General features: G+C 70.7%; 15 protein-coding genes. 11 read left to right on the forward strand and 4 right to left on the reverse strand.

Annotated features, from left to right (window positions below; all coding sequences use genetic code 11):
• Nucleotides 1–27 precede the first annotated feature (27 nt).
• The gene (locus AB0I77_RS05235) at nucleotides 28–201 is read right to left on the reverse strand and encodes a hypothetical protein (RefSeq protein ID WP_363280977.1); all 174 of its coding nucleotides are present in this window, start codon (nucleotides 199–201) and stop codon (nucleotides 28–30) included.
• A gap of 38 nt (nucleotides 202–239) precedes the next feature.
• On the opposite strand from AB0I77_RS05235, the gene AB0I77_RS05240 reads away from it, so the two are divergent.
• Together AB0I77_RS05240 and AB0I77_RS05245 are read left to right on the forward strand one after the other, a co-directional pair.
• A complete protein-coding gene (locus tag AB0I77_RS05240) occupies nucleotides 240–4,094 on the forward strand; it encodes a helix-turn-helix domain-containing protein (protein ID WP_363280978.1) in 3,855 nt (1,284 codons plus the stop codon).
• 245 nt (nucleotides 4,095–4,339) lie between these two features.
• Nucleotides 4,340–4,879: a peptidoglycan-binding domain-containing protein gene (locus tag AB0I77_RS05245; RefSeq protein ID WP_363280980.1), complete on the forward strand. Its 540-nt coding sequence runs from the start codon at nucleotides 4,340–4,342 to the stop codon at nucleotides 4,877–4,879.
• Nucleotides 4,880–4,932: 53 nt separating this feature from the next.
• Here AB0I77_RS05245 and AB0I77_RS05250 read toward each other — a convergent pair whose 3' ends face one another.
• Together AB0I77_RS05250 and AB0I77_RS05255 are read right to left on the reverse strand one after the other, a co-directional pair.
• Nucleotides 4,933–5,352 (reverse strand): helix-turn-helix transcriptional regulator, encoded by a 420-nt coding sequence (locus AB0I77_RS05250; RefSeq protein WP_363280981.1) that lies wholly within the window; start codon nucleotides 5,350–5,352, stop codon nucleotides 4,933–4,935.
• A 169-nt stretch (nucleotides 5,353–5,521) separates the two neighbouring features.
• Nucleotides 5,522–6,163, reverse strand: a complete 642-nt coding sequence (locus AB0I77_RS05255) for a TetR/AcrR family transcriptional regulator (RefSeq protein WP_363280982.1) — start codon at nucleotides 6,161–6,163, stop codon at nucleotides 5,522–5,524.
• Between the two features lie 153 nt (nucleotides 6,164–6,316).
• Here AB0I77_RS05255 and AB0I77_RS05260 point away from each other — a divergent pair, with 153 nt between their 5' ends.
• The 8 genes from AB0I77_RS05260 to AB0I77_RS05295 all read left to right on the forward strand — a co-directional run bounded on the left by AB0I77_RS05260 (nucleotide 6,317) and on the right by AB0I77_RS05295 (nucleotide 13,850).
• Complete coding sequence (locus AB0I77_RS05260; protein WP_363280983.1) at nucleotides 6,317–7,240, forward strand: SDR family oxidoreductase; 924 nt, start codon at nucleotides 6,317–6,319, stop codon at nucleotides 7,238–7,240.
• Between the two features lie 4 nt (nucleotides 7,241–7,244).
• Nucleotides 7,245–8,381, forward strand: coding sequence for a hypothetical protein (locus tag AB0I77_RS05265; RefSeq protein ID WP_363280984.1), 1,137 nt, complete (start codon nucleotides 7,245–7,247; stop codon nucleotides 8,379–8,381).
• Between the two features lie 26 nt (nucleotides 8,382–8,407).
• Nucleotides 8,408–9,295 carry an alpha/beta fold hydrolase gene (locus tag AB0I77_RS05270; protein ID WP_363280986.1) on the forward strand — a complete coding sequence of 296 codons (888 nt, stop codon included), beginning with the start codon at nucleotides 8,408–8,410 and terminating at the stop codon, nucleotides 9,293–9,295.
• Nucleotides 9,296–9,312: 17 nt separating this feature from the next.
• A complete protein-coding gene (locus AB0I77_RS05275; RefSeq protein ID WP_363280987.1) occupies nucleotides 9,313–10,236 on the forward strand; it encodes a metal-dependent hydrolase in 924 nt (307 codons plus the stop codon).
• A 23-nt stretch (nucleotides 10,237–10,259) separates the two neighbouring features.
• Entirely contained in the window at nucleotides 10,260–11,363 is a 1,104-nt protein-coding gene (locus tag AB0I77_RS05280) for a PDR/VanB family oxidoreductase (RefSeq protein WP_363280988.1), read from the forward strand.
• 245 nt (nucleotides 11,364–11,608) lie between these two features.
• Nucleotides 11,609–11,863: a hypothetical protein gene (locus AB0I77_RS05285; RefSeq protein ID WP_363280989.1), complete on the forward strand. Its 255-nt coding sequence runs from the start codon at nucleotides 11,609–11,611 to the stop codon at nucleotides 11,861–11,863.
• On the forward strand, nucleotides 11,860–12,450 hold the full coding sequence (locus AB0I77_RS05290) for an RNA polymerase sigma factor (protein WP_363280990.1): 591 nt from the start codon (nucleotides 11,860–11,862) through the stop codon (nucleotides 12,448–12,450). Before AB0I77_RS05285 ends, AB0I77_RS05290 begins: the two co-directional genes overlap by 4 nt.
• The gene (locus AB0I77_RS05295; RefSeq protein ID WP_363280992.1) at nucleotides 12,447–13,850 is read left to right on the forward strand and encodes a helix-turn-helix transcriptional regulator; all 1,404 of its coding nucleotides are present in this window, start codon (nucleotides 12,447–12,449) and stop codon (nucleotides 13,848–13,850) included. The genes AB0I77_RS05290 and AB0I77_RS05295 overlap by 4 nt, the downstream gene beginning before the upstream one ends.
• A 33-nt stretch (nucleotides 13,851–13,883) precedes the next feature.
• On the opposite strand, the gene AB0I77_RS05300 is transcribed toward AB0I77_RS05295, so the two are convergent.
• Nucleotides 13,884–14,462 carry a helix-turn-helix domain-containing protein gene (locus AB0I77_RS05300; protein ID WP_363280993.1) on the reverse strand — a complete coding sequence of 193 codons (579 nt, stop codon included), beginning with the start codon at nucleotides 14,460–14,462 and terminating at the stop codon, nucleotides 13,884–13,886.
• Nucleotides 14,463–14,547: 85 nt separating this feature from the next.
• Here AB0I77_RS05300 and AB0I77_RS05305 point away from each other — a divergent pair, with 85 nt between their 5' ends.
• Nucleotides 14,548–15,429 (forward strand): SDR family oxidoreductase, encoded by an 882-nt coding sequence (locus tag AB0I77_RS05305; protein WP_363280994.1) that lies wholly within the window; start codon nucleotides 14,548–14,550, stop codon nucleotides 15,427–15,429.
• Nucleotides 15,430–15,448: the final 19 nt, after the last annotated feature.

The following is a 15,448-nucleotide window of genomic DNA, read 5'->3' on the forward strand; positions in this document are numbered from 1 at the left end:
GCGTGAACAACGCTCGGGCCGATACACCTAGCGCCTCCTCCAGCCACGGAGAAAGCCGAGGATTCGGGTGAGCACCTTGAGCGCCGCATGCCGGCGGACCGGCTTCCGCGACCATACGGCGGGCAGGACCACGCCGCCGTAGAGCGCGGCGAAGACCACCACCGCGAGCAGCACCGGCAGGTGAAACGGCTGGAGTGTCATGAGGCTTCCTCCGGAGGTCAGGAGTCGAGTGTCGGGAGGTGCGAGTCGGGTGTCGGAAGCGACGGTCGACTGCTCGTGGAACGAGGTTCGCCCCGTGGGAGCTTGCCCGAGCCGAATCCCGAATCCGGCCGAAGTCCCGGCGGTATACGCAGGTCAGGCCGTACGCTTCGGAGGAATTCGCCGAACCGCGCCGAAGGGGCTGGGAGTTGGCCGCACCACCGACGGGTCCCGTCGCGGACTTCTGCACCGAGCTGCGCCTTCTCGTGCGCAGGTGTCACGTGTCGCAGACGGAGATCGCCACGCTGCTCGGCCTGAGCGAGAGCTCGGTCTCGGAACTGCTGGGTGGGCAACGGCGCAGGCCGCCGGACTGGGACGCGGTACGACGCATCGTCGGCCTGTGCGCCGAACGGAACGGTCCCGGAGCACCGCCTCCGCCGGGCATGAGTCTGGACGTGCGCTGGTGGAAGGGGCGGCACGCGGAGCTGGAGCGGACGGTCGAGACGGCATCCGTGCGGCGTCGACGGCCGGCCACGAGCCGTTCCGAGGGTCCCGCCGAGGAACTCGACGCGACCGAATGCGTCGACATGGGCCTCGACAAGGCGGTGTACGTGCTGGCCGACGGCCGGCCGGAGCTGACGCACCACGCGGACAGGCTGTTGGGGCCGTCGCTCGGAGAGCCGGCCCTGTTCCGCGTCCTGGACGAACTGCTGGACGGTTTCCCGCAACGGGTGCGGGCCGCGTACGGCCTTCCCCGCACTGTCCTGCTCCACGCCGCGCGGATGACGCTGATGACGGCGGCGACGGCGAGGTGCGCGAGCGGCGAGGAAGCTTTCGGCGCTCCCCATCTGTCGTACCCCGTCTACCCCGCCTCCGCGTACGCGTGGGCCGCAGGGAGCGGGCACATCTCCATGGCCCTGTCGACGGCGATCCAGGACGGCACCAACGTCCACCTGGCGCGGACGATCGACGCCGAGTACGTGCGACTGGCCACCCCACTGGCCACGTCCTGTCCCGAGTTCGCGCTGACGGCCATCCTGCCGCGTGCCGGGTCGAGCGACGAGGAGGGACAGTCAGAGGAGGGACAGTCAGAGGAGGGAAAGTCACCGGGGCCGTCACCCGAAACCGGGCTGGCCGGTCTCGGCGCGTTGCTGGCGGAGTTCGCGGGCCGTGGCGAGCCCCCCGCCGTCGGCCGTTCCCTGTTGCGTACGCCGATCGCCTCGCTCGACTCGCCCGGCCCCCGGCTGCCGAGCCTGGCGTCGGGATACGTCTGCCCCCGCTTCCAGCTGGCCGGACCGGGCCTGACGGCGAGCGACACGATCGCCTCGGACAAGTGGTGGGAACAGCGGCTGACCCACGACTCGTTCGAGCACTTCCTCGCCGCCCACCTGCTCAGCCCGTCAGCCCTGCTGACCCCCCTCCTGGTGCTCGGTCACCCGGGCGCCGGCAAGTCACTGCTCACGACACTGCTGACGGCGCGTCTCCCGGCCGGTGAGTTCCGGCCCCTGCGGGTGGAGTTGCGGCACACGCCGGCGGAGGCGGACGTACAGCAGCAGTTGCAACACGGGCTGTGGCGGGACACGGGGCGGTCGGTGGGGTGGCCGGAGTGGTCCGAGGAAAAGCCCGGGGTGGTCCCGGTCGTGCTGCTGGACGGGTTCGACGAACTGCTTCAGGCGGGCGCACAGCGGCTCGACTCCGCACGGCAGTGGGGCTACTTGCGGAGCATCGAGGAATTCCAGAAGCGTGAGGCGCTGCTCGGCCGTCCACTGATCGTGATCGTGACGAGCCGCACCGTGGTGGCGGACCGTGCGGAGATCCCCATGAACAGCCAGGTGTTACGACTGGAGCCGTTCGGGATGCCGGAGATCGACCGCTGGCTGTCCATCTGGAACGCCACGAACGGTCCCTACCTGGAACAGCGCGGCCTGCGCCCACTGACCCAGGAGGTCGTACGGCCCCACCGGGAGCTCGCGGCCCAGCCCCTCCTGCTGCTGATGCTCGCCCTGTACGACGCGGTCGGCAACGCGCTGCACCGGCTCGGCGACGAGGGCATCAGCCGCACGCAGCTGTACGAGCGGCTGCTCACGGAGTTCGTCCGACGCCAGGTCGACAAGGACGGCTCGCTGCCCCCGGCCGAGGAGGCCGCCGCCGTCGAACGCGAGCTCCACCGCCTTTCGGTGATCGCCCTCGGCATGTTCCACCGCGGAGCCCAGGCCATCAGCGGCGAGGAGGCGGACCGGGACCTGCGGGCTCTGGCGGATACGGAGGCCCACGGGGAGCCCGGCGCTACCGGGCTGCTCTTCGGGCGGTTCTTCTTCGTGCACGAGGCCCAGGCCCTCGTCACCGAACAGCGCCTGCGCAGCTACGAGTTCATGCACGCGACATTCGGCGAGCACCTGGCGGCACGGCTGATCGAACGCGCCCTGCGAAAGCTGGCCGACACTGCCGCAGAGCACGGCCGGGGCACCCTGGACGACGGCGAGCTGTACGCGCTGCTGTCCTTCGCCCCGCTCACCGACCGCGCCCAGCTGGTGGAGAACCTGTCGGACCTGCTCGCGGCCTGGCCGGCGGGCCGGGCGCGCGACGCGCTTCCCGGTCTGCTGGTCGAGTTGTTCCGAGCGGCCCAGTGGGAGCCCGGACACCGCAGCGGCCTGGGGCACGCCCCCGTGCGCGTGACCAGGACGTACCGGGACGTGGTGTACGAGGTCAACCTGATGGTGATCGGTGTCGCGGCGGCGGGAGAGGTGTACGCCTCGCAGTTCCTCGGGACCGAAGGGCTGGTCGACAGCTGGCGGCGGCGCGCGATGATGTGGCGGTCTCAGCTGTCCGAGGACTCGTGGCAGCTGTTCTCCGCCACGCTCAGCCCCGACCGCTGCTGGAAACCCGACCCGGCCGGTGTCCAACGACCTGACCTGAGGATCAGTACAGTCTCGAGGCCGTCCGTGGACCCCGACATGGGCTGGCTGTTCGGCATCCAGGCTGAATCACACTCGGGGCTACTCGAAGTGGGCACGGGTTTCTTCGCGGACACCGCGTCGGACGTGTTCACACAGATCACGTTCCTGGGTGACCAGCACGCCGAGCATCTGCTGCACGCCGCCTACCCGTTGCTGCGCGGGATGCCCGGCACCCTGCTGACGTACCGGACCGCCCAAGGGGGACACTTTCAATCGGCGGCACAGTCACTCATCGCACTGCTCACGCGACAGACGCACGGCCCGGCCGGCCTGCCCGAGCTCTACGCCATGTGCCTGAACCACACCGAGAGACTGCCGCTCGTCGACATGCACCCCTACCTGGAGGCAGTGAGCCGTCAACTGGTCCATGACATACCGGTGTTGCCGGACGAGGCACTGCTGTCCGTGCTGCGTCACCTGTACCAGTGCCTCCAGCGCGGCGGTCCTCTCACCTGGACGGCACAAAAGACACTCCGCGACTGCGTGTACACCGCTCTGGGACGGCAGGACCCGAGGCTGACCGCCCTGCTCGCCGATCTCTACCAGGCGGTCATCCAGCTCGGCCGATCCGATACATCGAACGACTGGCGCCTCGCCGTGCTGCGCCTGGCCGAAGCCGGACACTCCAGCAGCACCTGGGAGTGGTTCGGCCTGCCGGGCGGTGACCTGGCCGGTGAATACTTCGACGACGTCCTCGCCGAACTCGACCTCGCCGACCTTGCCGCCCGCCACCCCTCGGCCGTCATCGCTCTCCTGCGTACCGCGGCCGAGCTGGGCCTGACCGACTGGCTGGCCGCCCGAGCGGCGGAACTCCTCGGCCTGCTTCCCACCGCGGCCTTCGGCCTCCTCCGCCCCTCCGACCTCCGCTACCTGCGCGATGCCCTGCCGCCGGGGACGTACGACGCGAAGTTCGCGGAGGTGGAGAGGGCCTGGCGCTGAGGAGGCCGACGACGCTCGGTGGGCCGGCCCGTCCCAGTCCGTCCCACCTGGTCCCTCTACGACCCGCCTGCGGCGGGGACGCCGCCGTACGGAGGGTGGATCGTCCCCTGCCGGCCCACGTATGCCGTCAGGCCTCGCCGCGCTCGCCCCGGGACGGCGACTCTTTGCCGTGGCAAGCGAAACGAGCCGCCCCAGGGGGAACCAGCGGGAACCAGGGGGATCGGCGGTTCGGGAAGGAAGACCGCATGAACAAGCGCAATCGGGTTGTCGCGACGGTGTCGGCCGCGTTGCTGGTCGCCGGGGGTACCGCAACAGCCCTGGCACCGGCCGCGAGCGCCGCCGGCTATCACGGCATCGACGGCAATGGAGTCGTCTACGACGACTGGCAGGACGAGGAGAACCTGGGCGTCGACGACTACGCCAGCAGCAACGCCACAGCCCTGTGGGAGACCGTCCTGTGGGCGGACGGTGCCCTGTACGAGGACGAGGACGGCGACTGGCACCCCTTCAAGAAGAACAAGATCGACGGCTCGTTCGGCCCGGAGACCGAGTCGGCCACCCAGTGGTGGCAGAACCACTACGGCATCCCGGAGAACGACGGCGTCGTCACCGACGACTGCTGGCAGTCCGCCCAGAACCGGCTCCACGGCCCGTACGCGGGCGGCGGCGTCCAGTACTGGGGCAGCGTGCGGACCGTCACCTTCAAGCGGGTCAGCGGCAAGTACCGGGTGAAGCTCAAGGGCACCGGCCCCTGGAAGATCGCGTACTACGACAGGGTCGGCTGACCACACCGACAGCGCTGAGGTAGCGCCGAGGCCCGGGGCGGGTGGCCGAGAGGTCACCCGTTCCCCGACGGCAGCGCCCACAACAGCCCCACCGTCAGCAGCACGATGACGGCGAACGAGACCAGCGCCGCTGTCCGCCACCGTCGGTCCTCGACGGCGGGCGGCGGCGGCGCGTTCTCCGTCATCCCCGCGGGCACCATCGCGCCGCGCGGCCAGGTCTGGTCGGACAGGTCCCACAGCGCCAGCAGCCGCGCCTGGTCCGCCCCCGCCACCCGGCACAGCGCCTGCACCGCCCCCCGCGGCGGCTGTTTGGTCCCGCTGAGATACCGCTGCCAGGACGACTTGCTGTATGCGGTCCGCCGGGCCAGTTCGGCCAGGCTCAGGCCCGTACGGTCCTTCAGCCCACGCAGTTGCTCGACGAGGTGCCGTGCCTCCCTCGGCAGCGCATCCGGCAGCGGCCGCCAACGCGTCATGGTCGCCCCCAAGTGCTCGCCGCCGCCCCGCCCCCGGGCAACGGCCCCCCTCCCCGCCGCATCGTTCGACGCCTGCCCGTCCCGGCCAGTTCCCTGCCTCCGTTTATGACCGAAAGTGAGCGAATCCGGCGGTACGTTCTCAGCGTTGGCGTCGGGCGCCGACGCTTGATCAGGGCTGATCGCTGATGGCCCGGTGGGCCGCGACGAACAGGGTGTAGCACAGGTCGATCAGTTCTTCGACGGTGGCGTTCTGGTGGCCGAGGGTCCAGTCCACGAGGAGTTCGTTGACTCCGCCGACCAGGCTCATCGTGGTCATGGTGAGCCGGTTGGAGGAGGCTTCCGGGCCGGGGAGCGGTCCGACGACGGCGGCGATCAGCTCGGCGAATTCGTGCAGGACCTCACGGCGGCGCACTTCGAGGCGGGGGCTGGCGCCCACGACCTCGATGAGCACCACGCGGGCCTTGCGGGCGTCGCCGGCCAGCGTGCGGATGAACACCTCGAGACCGGCGCGCAGTTGGGCGTCGACATCGGGTGCGGCAGCGGCTGCCGCCTGCGCGGTCTCGGCTTGGATCGTAGTGATCAGCTCGTTGTAGACCCCGGCGAGAAGGTCTTCGCGGTCGCGGAACGACTCGTAGAAGTAGCGCTCGGTCAGTCCGGCGTGCGAGCACACCTGCTTGACGGAGACCGAGGCGTATCCGGCCGTGCCGAACCTGTCGAGGCCCGCCTGGATGAGGCGGGTGCGGCGCTCCTGCTGTCGTTGCGCCGCATCGCGTCCGCCGTAGCGCCGCCCGGCGGACTGTGTGCCGGTCATGTTCTGGCCTTCGCAGAGGAGTTGACACCGGTGTGCTCCGAACTGACACTCTAGCTTGTCAGTTCATCTGACATGGCGTCGTGTCAGACACGCTTGGGGGCCACTGGCCGCTCGGCGTTCCGCTCATGCTCAGGGCAAGGAAGGGGCTCGACCGTGGCAGCACCGCCCAGGAACCCGTACAGGTTCAGCCGAAGAGACCGCGACCGTGACCGCGACAGGTTCCCCCGCACGGAACCGCTGGCCGGCCGAGTGATCGCGGTCACCGGGGCGGGCCGCGGAATCGGGCGGGCCGTCGCAGCCCGGCTCGCCGCGGCCGGAGCCGCCGTGGCGATCGGCGATCTCGACGCGGAGCTGGCCACGGAGACGGCCGGTGCCATCGGCGCGCACCCCGGTGGCCGACTGCTCGGGCTGTCTCTCGACGTCACCGACACACCTTCCTTCGAGGACTTCCTGCGCACCGTCGAGACCCAACTGGGGCCGATCGACGTACTGATCAACAACGCCGGAATCATGTGGGTGGGCCCCTTCGAGGAGGAACCGGAGGAAGCCGCCCTGCGCCAGTTCGACGTCAACGTCCACGGCGTACTGCGGGGGATGAGACTCGTGCTCCCGGGGATGCGGAAACGCGGTCGCGGCCACGTGGTGAACATCGCCTCCGCCGCCAGCAAGGTCGCCCCCGCCGGCGAGGCGACCTACGCGGCGACGAAGCACGCCGTCCACGGCTACAGCACCGCCGTCCGCGCCGAACTGCGCGGCACCGGCGTGCACGTGTCCCTGGTGATGCCCGGCGTCGTGGACACCGAACTGGCCGTGGGTACCGCGACCGGCCCCACCCGGCGCCTGACGGCGGATCAGGTGGCCGACGCGGTGCTCGACGTCGTGCTGCGCCCGCGGTTCGAGGTCTTCGTTCCCCGCCAGGTGGCCGCCCTGACCCGGCTGGCCGCGGTGCTGCCGGGCCGTGCCCGCGACGCCATGCATCACCTCCTTGTCCCCGACCAGCTCGCCGCCCTGTCCGACCGGACGGTCCGCGCGGCCTACGAGCAGCGCACCCGGACCGCCCGTCTGCCCGAAGGATGAGCCCGTGACCACCACGCCCAAGCCGGCGCCCAGCACGAAGAAGGCCCAGGACGCCGCCGCTTTGCGTCCCATCCCCGAATTCGAAGGTGTCCACGACGTATGGCCCCGTGGTGACCGGCTGCGCGCCGTGCGCAGCGCCGCTGCCACCTACCGCGAGCGGTTCGTCCAGCAGGGCCGCATCCACGCCGTCCGCGGTTTCGACATCGCCGCCGCCCCGTACCCGACCCGGTTCGGCTTCCACGGCGCCGCGCTCGCCGTCAACCCGTTCGTGAGCATCGTCAACCGGATGCTCGTCGTGCAGTTCGACGGCTTCGACGGTGAGCCGAAAACACTGGTGTGGGAGCCGACCGTCGCCGCCGGAACGGCTCAAGCGCCGTTCTACGCCCAGCTCAAGCGTCTTGTGGGGGACTTTCTCACCGAGCACGTCTTCGCCCGCTACTACCGGGACCCGAACACCGTCCTGCCCTCCTGCGGTCTGCGCCCCGAGGACGTGGACTTCGTCAGCTTCGACCACCTGCATGTCCAGGACGTGCGCATGATCATGGGAAGTACCAGCACGATTCCCGGCGAACGGGCGCCCCGCGAAGCGCTGTTCCCACGCGCCCGGTTGTTGGTGCACCGCAAGGAGCTGGGCACCTTCGAATCGACGCATCCGATGCAGTGGGCCTGGTACGTCGACGGAGGCATGGACGGGGTACCGGACGAGCGCGTCACCGCCTTCGACGGCGATGTCGAACTCGGTGTCGGCGTCAGCCTGCTGTGGACCCCTGGCCATACGGACGGCAACCACTCCCTGGTGCTGAACACCCCCGACGGGGTGTGGGTCTCCTCCGAGAACGGCATCTCGGCCGACAACTGGCAGCCCGAGCTCTCCCGCATCCCCGGCGTGCGCCGCCACGCCGCGTTCTACGGCCGTGAGGTGGTGCCCAACGCCAACACCCTGGAGGACTCTCTCGACCAGTACGACTCCATGGTCAAGGAGAAGACCCTCGCCGACCCCAGCCGGCGCGATCCGCGCTGGCTCCAGATCCTGCCCTCCTCGGAGCTGGCCCCCTTCAAGCGGCAGTGGCCGGTGCTGCCCAGCTTCTTCCACGGCGGTCTGGACTACGGCCAGTTGACCCCCGCCAGTCGTCGCCGATGACCGGCCCGGCCGCCCACCGAATCACTGTGGACGGCGCGGACGGCGTGGAGTTGGCCGCCTGCCAATGGGGAGCGCCCACGGCTCCTCCGGTGGTGCTGGTCCACGGCTACCCGGACACCAGCGCCGTGTGGCGCCCGGTCGCCGAGCGCCTGGCCGACCGCTTCCACGTCACCGCCTTCGACGTGCGGGGAGCCGGTGCCTCCCACCGGCCCAGAGGTCTGCGCGCCTACCGGATGTCCCGCCTGGAAGCCGACCTGGAGGCGGTTCTCGACGCCGTGAGCCCCGACCGCCCGGTGCACCTGGTCGGACACGACTGGGGATCGATCCACTCCTGGGAGTCGGTCACCGGCACCCGCCTGGCCGGGCGGATCGCCTCGTTCACCTCCATCTCCGGACCCTGCCTGGACCACGTAGGCCACCTGATCCGGGCCCGCCTCCGGCCGCGGCATCCGGATCTGCCGAAGCTGCTGCGGCAGGCCGCACGGTCCTGGTACATCGCCTACTTCCATCTCCCGCTCCTGCCCGCCCTGACCTGGCGAGCACTGGGGCACCGCTGGCGCGCCTTCCTCACCGGCTCCCAAGGCGTGCCCGGGCACACCCCCTACCCCGCGCCGACGCTGGCCCGCGACGCCGTGACGGGCACCGCGCTGTACCGCGCCAACATGCTGCCCCGCCTGCTGTGTCCCCGGGACCGGCCGACCACCGTCCCGGTCCAACTCGTCATCCCCACCCGCGATTTCTGCGTCACCCCGGTGCTGTCGTACGGAGTGGAGCAGTGGACGGGGCAGCTACAACGGCACCCGATCGACGCCGGGCACTGGGTGCAGCTCAGCCACCCCGAGGAGATCGCGTCCCGGATCGCGGAATTCGCCGCCCGCGTGGAGGACGGCTCCCTCGCACACACCGACCACTGACGGAGGACGAACCTGTCATGTTCCGAGCCGCACATGCCCACCCGCACCGTCCGTCCGAGCCCATCGACCACGCCATCGACCACCACGACCTGGTGCTGCAACCCCGGGACGTCACCTTCGACTGGGGCGCCACACCGCTGCACTGGCTGCCGGGTGAGCCCTTCGCGACCCACACCTTCGACGTGCTCCACCTCATGCTCCCCGAACTCGAACGCTGGTTCGTGCGCACCTTCGAGCAGGCACTCCCACTGATCACCGATGACCGGCTGCGCGAGGACGTACGCGGCTTCATCGGCCAGGAAGCGATGCATGCCGAGGCGCACCAGGAAGTCCTGGAGCACCTGCTCACCAAGGGTCTTGACCCGGCTCCGTACACCCGGCAGTCCGAATGGATCTTCCGAAGGGTGCTCGGAGACCGGCCGGAGCTGACGCCGGCCGCCGCACACGCGCACCTCCTCCAACGGCTCGCCCTCATAGCGGCCTTCGAGCACTTCACCGCGTACATGGGTCACTGGATTCTCAGCAACGGGCACCTGGACCAGGCCGGCGCGGACCCCGCGATGCTCGATCTGTTCCGCTGGCACGGCGCGGAGGAGGTCGAACACCGTTCGGTCGCGTTCGACCTGCTGGTGCACCTCGACCCCCGGTACCGGCGCCGAGTGGTCGGCATGCTCGTCACCGCTCCGGTGCTGACCCGGCTGTGGATCCGCGGAGTCCGCTTCCTGATGAGCGCCGACCCCGAACTCGACGACCGGGTCGAGGTCCGCTTCCGCGACTACCTGGCCGCGGCCCGCGAGGACCTGCTGCCCCGGCCGGGCGAGTTCGCCCGCTCGGTGCTGCGCTACTTCCGCCCCGGCTACCACCCGACCCAGGAGGGCTCGACCCAGCAGGCGGTCGCCTACTTGGCGGCGTCCCCCGCTGCCCGAGCGGCTGCCCAGTGACCCGGCAACAAGCAAGGCATCCCATGGACATCAGCACACCCGTCACCCGGCCGCCGGACCTGTACGGCAGGCCGCGCGGCGACTCCTTCATGCGGAAGCTGGCGGCTTTCAGCGACATGGCGGTCACGGGCCTCGGGCGGCGCGGCACTCCTCCCAGGCGCCCGCCGGCCACCGAGACGCCCGTGATCCGGGAACTGGTGGTCGCCGCCAGGCACCAAGAGGCCGAGGATGTCGTCTCCCTGCGGCTGGCGGCACCCGACGGGGGAACACTCCCGCTTTGGCAGCCCGGCGCCCACATCGAACTGCGCCTGCCCTCCGGCCGTAAGCGGCAGTACTCGCTGTGCGGCGACCCTGCCGACCGGTACCGGTACCGCATCGCGGTGCGCCGTATCGCAGGCGGCGGAGGCGGTTCGGCCGAGGTGCACGACGCCCTCACAGACGGAATGCGGGTCGCCGTCACCGGGCGGCCCCGGAACGCCTTCCCCTTCGCCGCCGAGGCATTCGTCCTGCTCATCGCGGGCGGCATCGGGATCACCCCGATCCTGCCGATGGCCCGGGAAGCCGCCCGACGCGGGCTGGACTGGAGGCTCGTGCACACCGGCCGCAGCCGCGACTCGATGCCCTTCGCGGCAGAGCTGGCCGAACTCGCGGCCGCGGCCCCCGGCCGGGTCTCCATCCGTCCCGACGACGAGTCCGGAGTGCCCGAGGCAGCCGATCTGTTGAGCTCGATCCCGGCGGCGGGTGCGGTGTACTGCTGCGGGCCCGCGCCCATGATCGACGGCGTTCGGCGCGCGTTCGGTGGCAGCCGCGCGTCGGCCCTGCACTTCGAGCGTTTCGCCCCGGCCCCGATCACGGACGGCCGTCCCTTCGAAGTCCAGCTGGGCGACACCGGACGGGTTCTGCCAGTGCCGTGCGACCGTTCCGCCCTGGATGTTCTCCACGAGGCCCTGCCGGACCTGCCGTTCTCCTGCCGCCAGGGGTTCTGCGGCACCTGCCGGGTACGGGTGGCCCATGGCCAGGTCGATCACCGGGACCGTCGGCTCACCGCCACCGAACGTGCGGCCGGCGCCATGCTGCCCTGCGTCTCGCGTGCACCGGAAGGAGAGCGGTTGGTGCTGGAGGTGTGAGCGACGGCCGGGCGCCCGTGGAGCACGGCCGTCGCCGCGAGGAACCTCAGCGGCGGGCTGGACAGCCGACCCAGGCGCGACGCACTGCCTGGACGGTGAGACGGTCCATCTCTGGACTGCGACGAACGCGAGGACGCCAGGGGTACCCGAAACCGCCGCGTGCGTGGATGTAGACGGGACACTGTTTCCGTCGAGTGAAGGCCGGTGGTCCTGCGGTGCTGGAATCTGTGAGTCCCGGTGAGGTGGTGGCAGCCATCTCAGGCCTGTGCGGCCTGACCGCCGCGGCGATGCGGATCCGGGGACGGGTGGCACTCGCCCGGGAGCAGCGGCGGGCCATGGCCGTCGTGATCGGCGCGGCCAGCGGCAACGGCCGGTCGGTGACCGCGCGTCAGCAGGTCGCCGGGGCACGGTGGTTCGTCGACATCGGCCCGGACGACCCGGTCGCCGACGGCCGCGGGGCGGGTTCCGGGCGGGCGGCAGACGGTGAAGAGGCCCGATGAGCCCGGCACAGGACGACAGCGACTTTGCCCGTGCGACGCAGGGCCGTGAGCGCCGGGACGCCATGCGGGCCTTCTATACGGCACACCACCCGAAGCTCGCGGCGTTCGTGGCCCGGCGAGTGGAGGGGAAGCCGGAGGCGGAGGATCTGTGCCAGGACGTCTGGCGCCTCTTCTTCATCAGATACGACCACTACGTCGAGTTCTACGACGAACCGGTGAAGGCGCTCTACGCCATCGCGCGGTGCCGCATCGCGGAGTTCTGGAAGCGGCGCGGACGCGCGCGAGAGGTTCCCTTCGAAGGCGAGGACATGACCTTGCTGATCCATGCGATGGCCCCGGACCTGCCCACGGGCATCGAACGCCGCGTCGACGTCGGGCGTGCGCTGGCCTCCTTACCCGAGAGGCAACGTGAGGCCCTGCACCTCCACCACATCGACAGCCTGACGGTCGCCGAGACGGCCGTCCTCATGGGGATCGGTTCGAACGGAGTCAAGAAGCTGCTGAAGAAGGCCCTGGAGACGCTCCGCGACACCGCTGCTCTGAGCGCCTACGGGCCGGCGGGTACAGGCGAGGGGGTACGCAAGTGAGTACCGAGGACCAGCATCGGCAGTCCGTCCCGGACGGATCCGGTGACGGCTTCGACGCCATCATCGACAGCATCGACCGCCTCACGGACGAGGAACGCGCCGCCCTGGCCCTGCAAGCCGATCAGGCGGAACTGGGCCACGAGGCCTATGCGTTGGGACTGGAGCACCTCGCGCTGGGACACCAGGAGCAGGCGCTGCGCTGGCTGCGCACGGCCGCCCGTTACCACGTGACGGGTGCGCAGCGCGCTCTGGGGCAGCCCCGGAGCGCGTCCGCCAGGAACGAGGCCACGGCCAACGACGAAGCGGCGCCACCGGCAGACCCCCGCGCGCGGGAGCCGGAAGCGGCGGACCGCGGGCCCGGGCGCCCGGCCGGCGCGGCGGCCTCGCCCGCCGGTGTACGCCGTCCCGCGCGGCCCGCCCTCACCCCGACCGCGCACCGAATGGTCCTGGGCACCCTGTTGCGGGAGCTGCGCCGGGTCCGCCAGGTCACCTTGGAGCAGGCCGCCCGGACCATCCCTTGCTCGTTGAGCAGAATCAGCCGTATGGAGCGGGGGGCTGGCCTGCCGAAGCTGGAGGAGCTGGAACAACTGCTCACCCTGTACGGGGTCGACGAGCCGGAGGAACGGCGCCGCCTCCTGGACGCCTGGTACGGGGCCAACGAGAAGAGTTGGTGGGACGAGTACGGCGACATCACGCCCCCATGGCTACGAACGCTGTTCGACCTGGAACGGAGCGCCTACCTGATCAAGACCTTCGAGGTGCAGTTCGTTCCCGGACTGCTCCAGACGGCGCACTACGCAAGGGCGGTCATCCGCACCGGACACCCCACGGCGACCGATCAGGACATCGACCGCCAGGTGCGGCTGCGTATGGAACGCCAGCAACTGCTTCATACCGCCGACGCGCCGAAACTGTGGGCCGTCATCGACGAAAGTGCCCTGCGTCGGCAGGTGGGCGGATCGACCGTGATGCGGGAGCAACTGGAGCACCTCATGCGGATGTCGGACCTGCCCAACGTCACGCTCCAGATCCTGCCGCTCCGAACGGGTGTCCACGCGGACGTCGGCGCACCGGTCACCATCCTGCGATTCGCGGAACCCGCGTTGTCCGATGTCGTCTACCTGGAACAACTCTCCGGCTCCGTCTACCTCAGCAGCGGGGACGACGGCAACGGCTACCGGAGTCTGATGGATCAGCTGGCGACCGCCGCCGAGGAGCCCCGCCACACCGCGGACATCCTGTGCCGAATCCTCGAACGCGCCGGTACGGCCCGGGGCAGTACGGTGCCGGACGCGGACACGGGCGCCTACACGAGATTCATGGAACGACTCACGGCCGAGGCTCCGCACCCGAACTCCACGGAGGAGATCCTCGACAACCTCATCGCCAACAGCGGTTGAGGCCGCCGACGCGCCGACGGCTGGGCTGTCCGGTCAGCCCAGCGACGCGCTCGCCGCCCGCAGCTCGTCCAGGGCCGCCAGGGTGTACTCGGCGAGCCCGTCCTGGGCGTCGCGCTCGCCCTCGGACCATTCGGCGAACCCCCGTCTGAACGCGAGGACGCCCAGCTCGCCCGCGAGAGCCGCGAGCGGATCGGGTACGCCGCGGTCGACCAGAGCGGTTGTCATCGCGGCAGCGAGGCTGACGCTCTTGAGGGCGTCACGCTCCTGAAGTTCGGCGCTGGCGGCGACGGCCGCCTTCAGGCGAGGGGCGAGCTCGCGATTCATGGGGCCCATCGCGCTCGACGCGCGCTCAAGACCGGCGGCGACCGCCTCGAGCGGGCTGGAGTTGCCGGGCGCCTCGGCGATCCCCTCGGCCAGCAGCCGGCTCAGCGTCTCCTGCCCGGCCACCAGCAGCTCGCGCTTGTCGGGGAAGTGCCGGAAGAAGGTGCTTTTGGTGACTCCGGCGCGTTCGGCGATCTGCGCGACCGTCGTGGCGTCGTACCCCTGCTCGGTGAACAGGTCGACGGCAGCCACGACGAGGCGTTCGCGTGCGCCTGGTTCCCAACGACCCATGGGCCCATCGTACGTGATGGGACTCTTGTCCCGTCACCTTGCTAGAGTGACGGGACAAGAGTCCCATCACTTGCGGGAGATCCTCATGCGCGTCTTTGTCACCGGTGGCACCGGCCTGATCGGTTCCGCCGTCGTCGCCGAACTGCTCGGCAGCGGCCACACCGTCCTCGCCCTCGCCCGCTCCGACGCGTCCGCACTGGTCGCCGAGGAGGCCGGCGCCGAGCCGCTCCGGGGAGGTCTCGCCGATCTGGACATCCTGCGCGCCGGCGTTGCTCAGGCCGACGGCGTGATCCACCTGGCATTCGCCAACGACTTCAGCAGCCCCGACGCCCTCGCGAAGGCGGTCGCCGAGGAAAGCGCCGCCCTCGCGACCCTCGGCGAGGAACTCCTCGGCAGCGACCGCCCCTTCGTCACCGTCTCGGGTACGCCCCAAGTGCCGGGCCGGGCCTCCACCGAGGCCGACCCGGTGCTGACCGACGGGCCGGTCGGTGGTCGTGGCCGCGCGGCCACGGCGGTGCTGGCACTGGCCTCGCGCGGGGTCCGGAGCACGGCCGTACGCCTGCCGCGCACGGTCCACAATCAGGGCACGGGCGGGTTCGCCGGACTGCTGACCGACATCGCCCGCCAGAGCGGAATATCCGGCTACCCGGGCGACGGCGCACAGCGCTGGCCGGCCGTGCACGCGCTCGACGCGGCAGTCCTCTTCCGGCTCGCCCTGGAGCAGGCGCCGGCCGGTAGCGCCTGGCACGCGGTGGACGACGAGGGGGACAAGGTGCGGGACATCGCCGCGGTCATCGGCCGACGGCTGGGCCTGCCGGTCGAGTCGGTGCCCTCGGAGACCTACGGCCCTCTCGGCCCGATCTTCGAGACCGACCAGCCCTCGTCCAGCACCCACACCAGGCAGGCGCTCGGCTGGGAGCCGAAGCACCCGCGCCTCCTGGAGGACCTGGAGAACATCCAGCCCTGACCGGCGACGGGGAACTGGG

The sequence above is a fragment of the Streptomyces sp. NPDC050619 genome (assembly GCF_040654815.1).
In the GTDB taxonomy this organism is placed as follows: domain Bacteria; phylum Actinomycetota; class Actinomycetes; order Streptomycetales; family Streptomycetaceae; genus Streptomyces.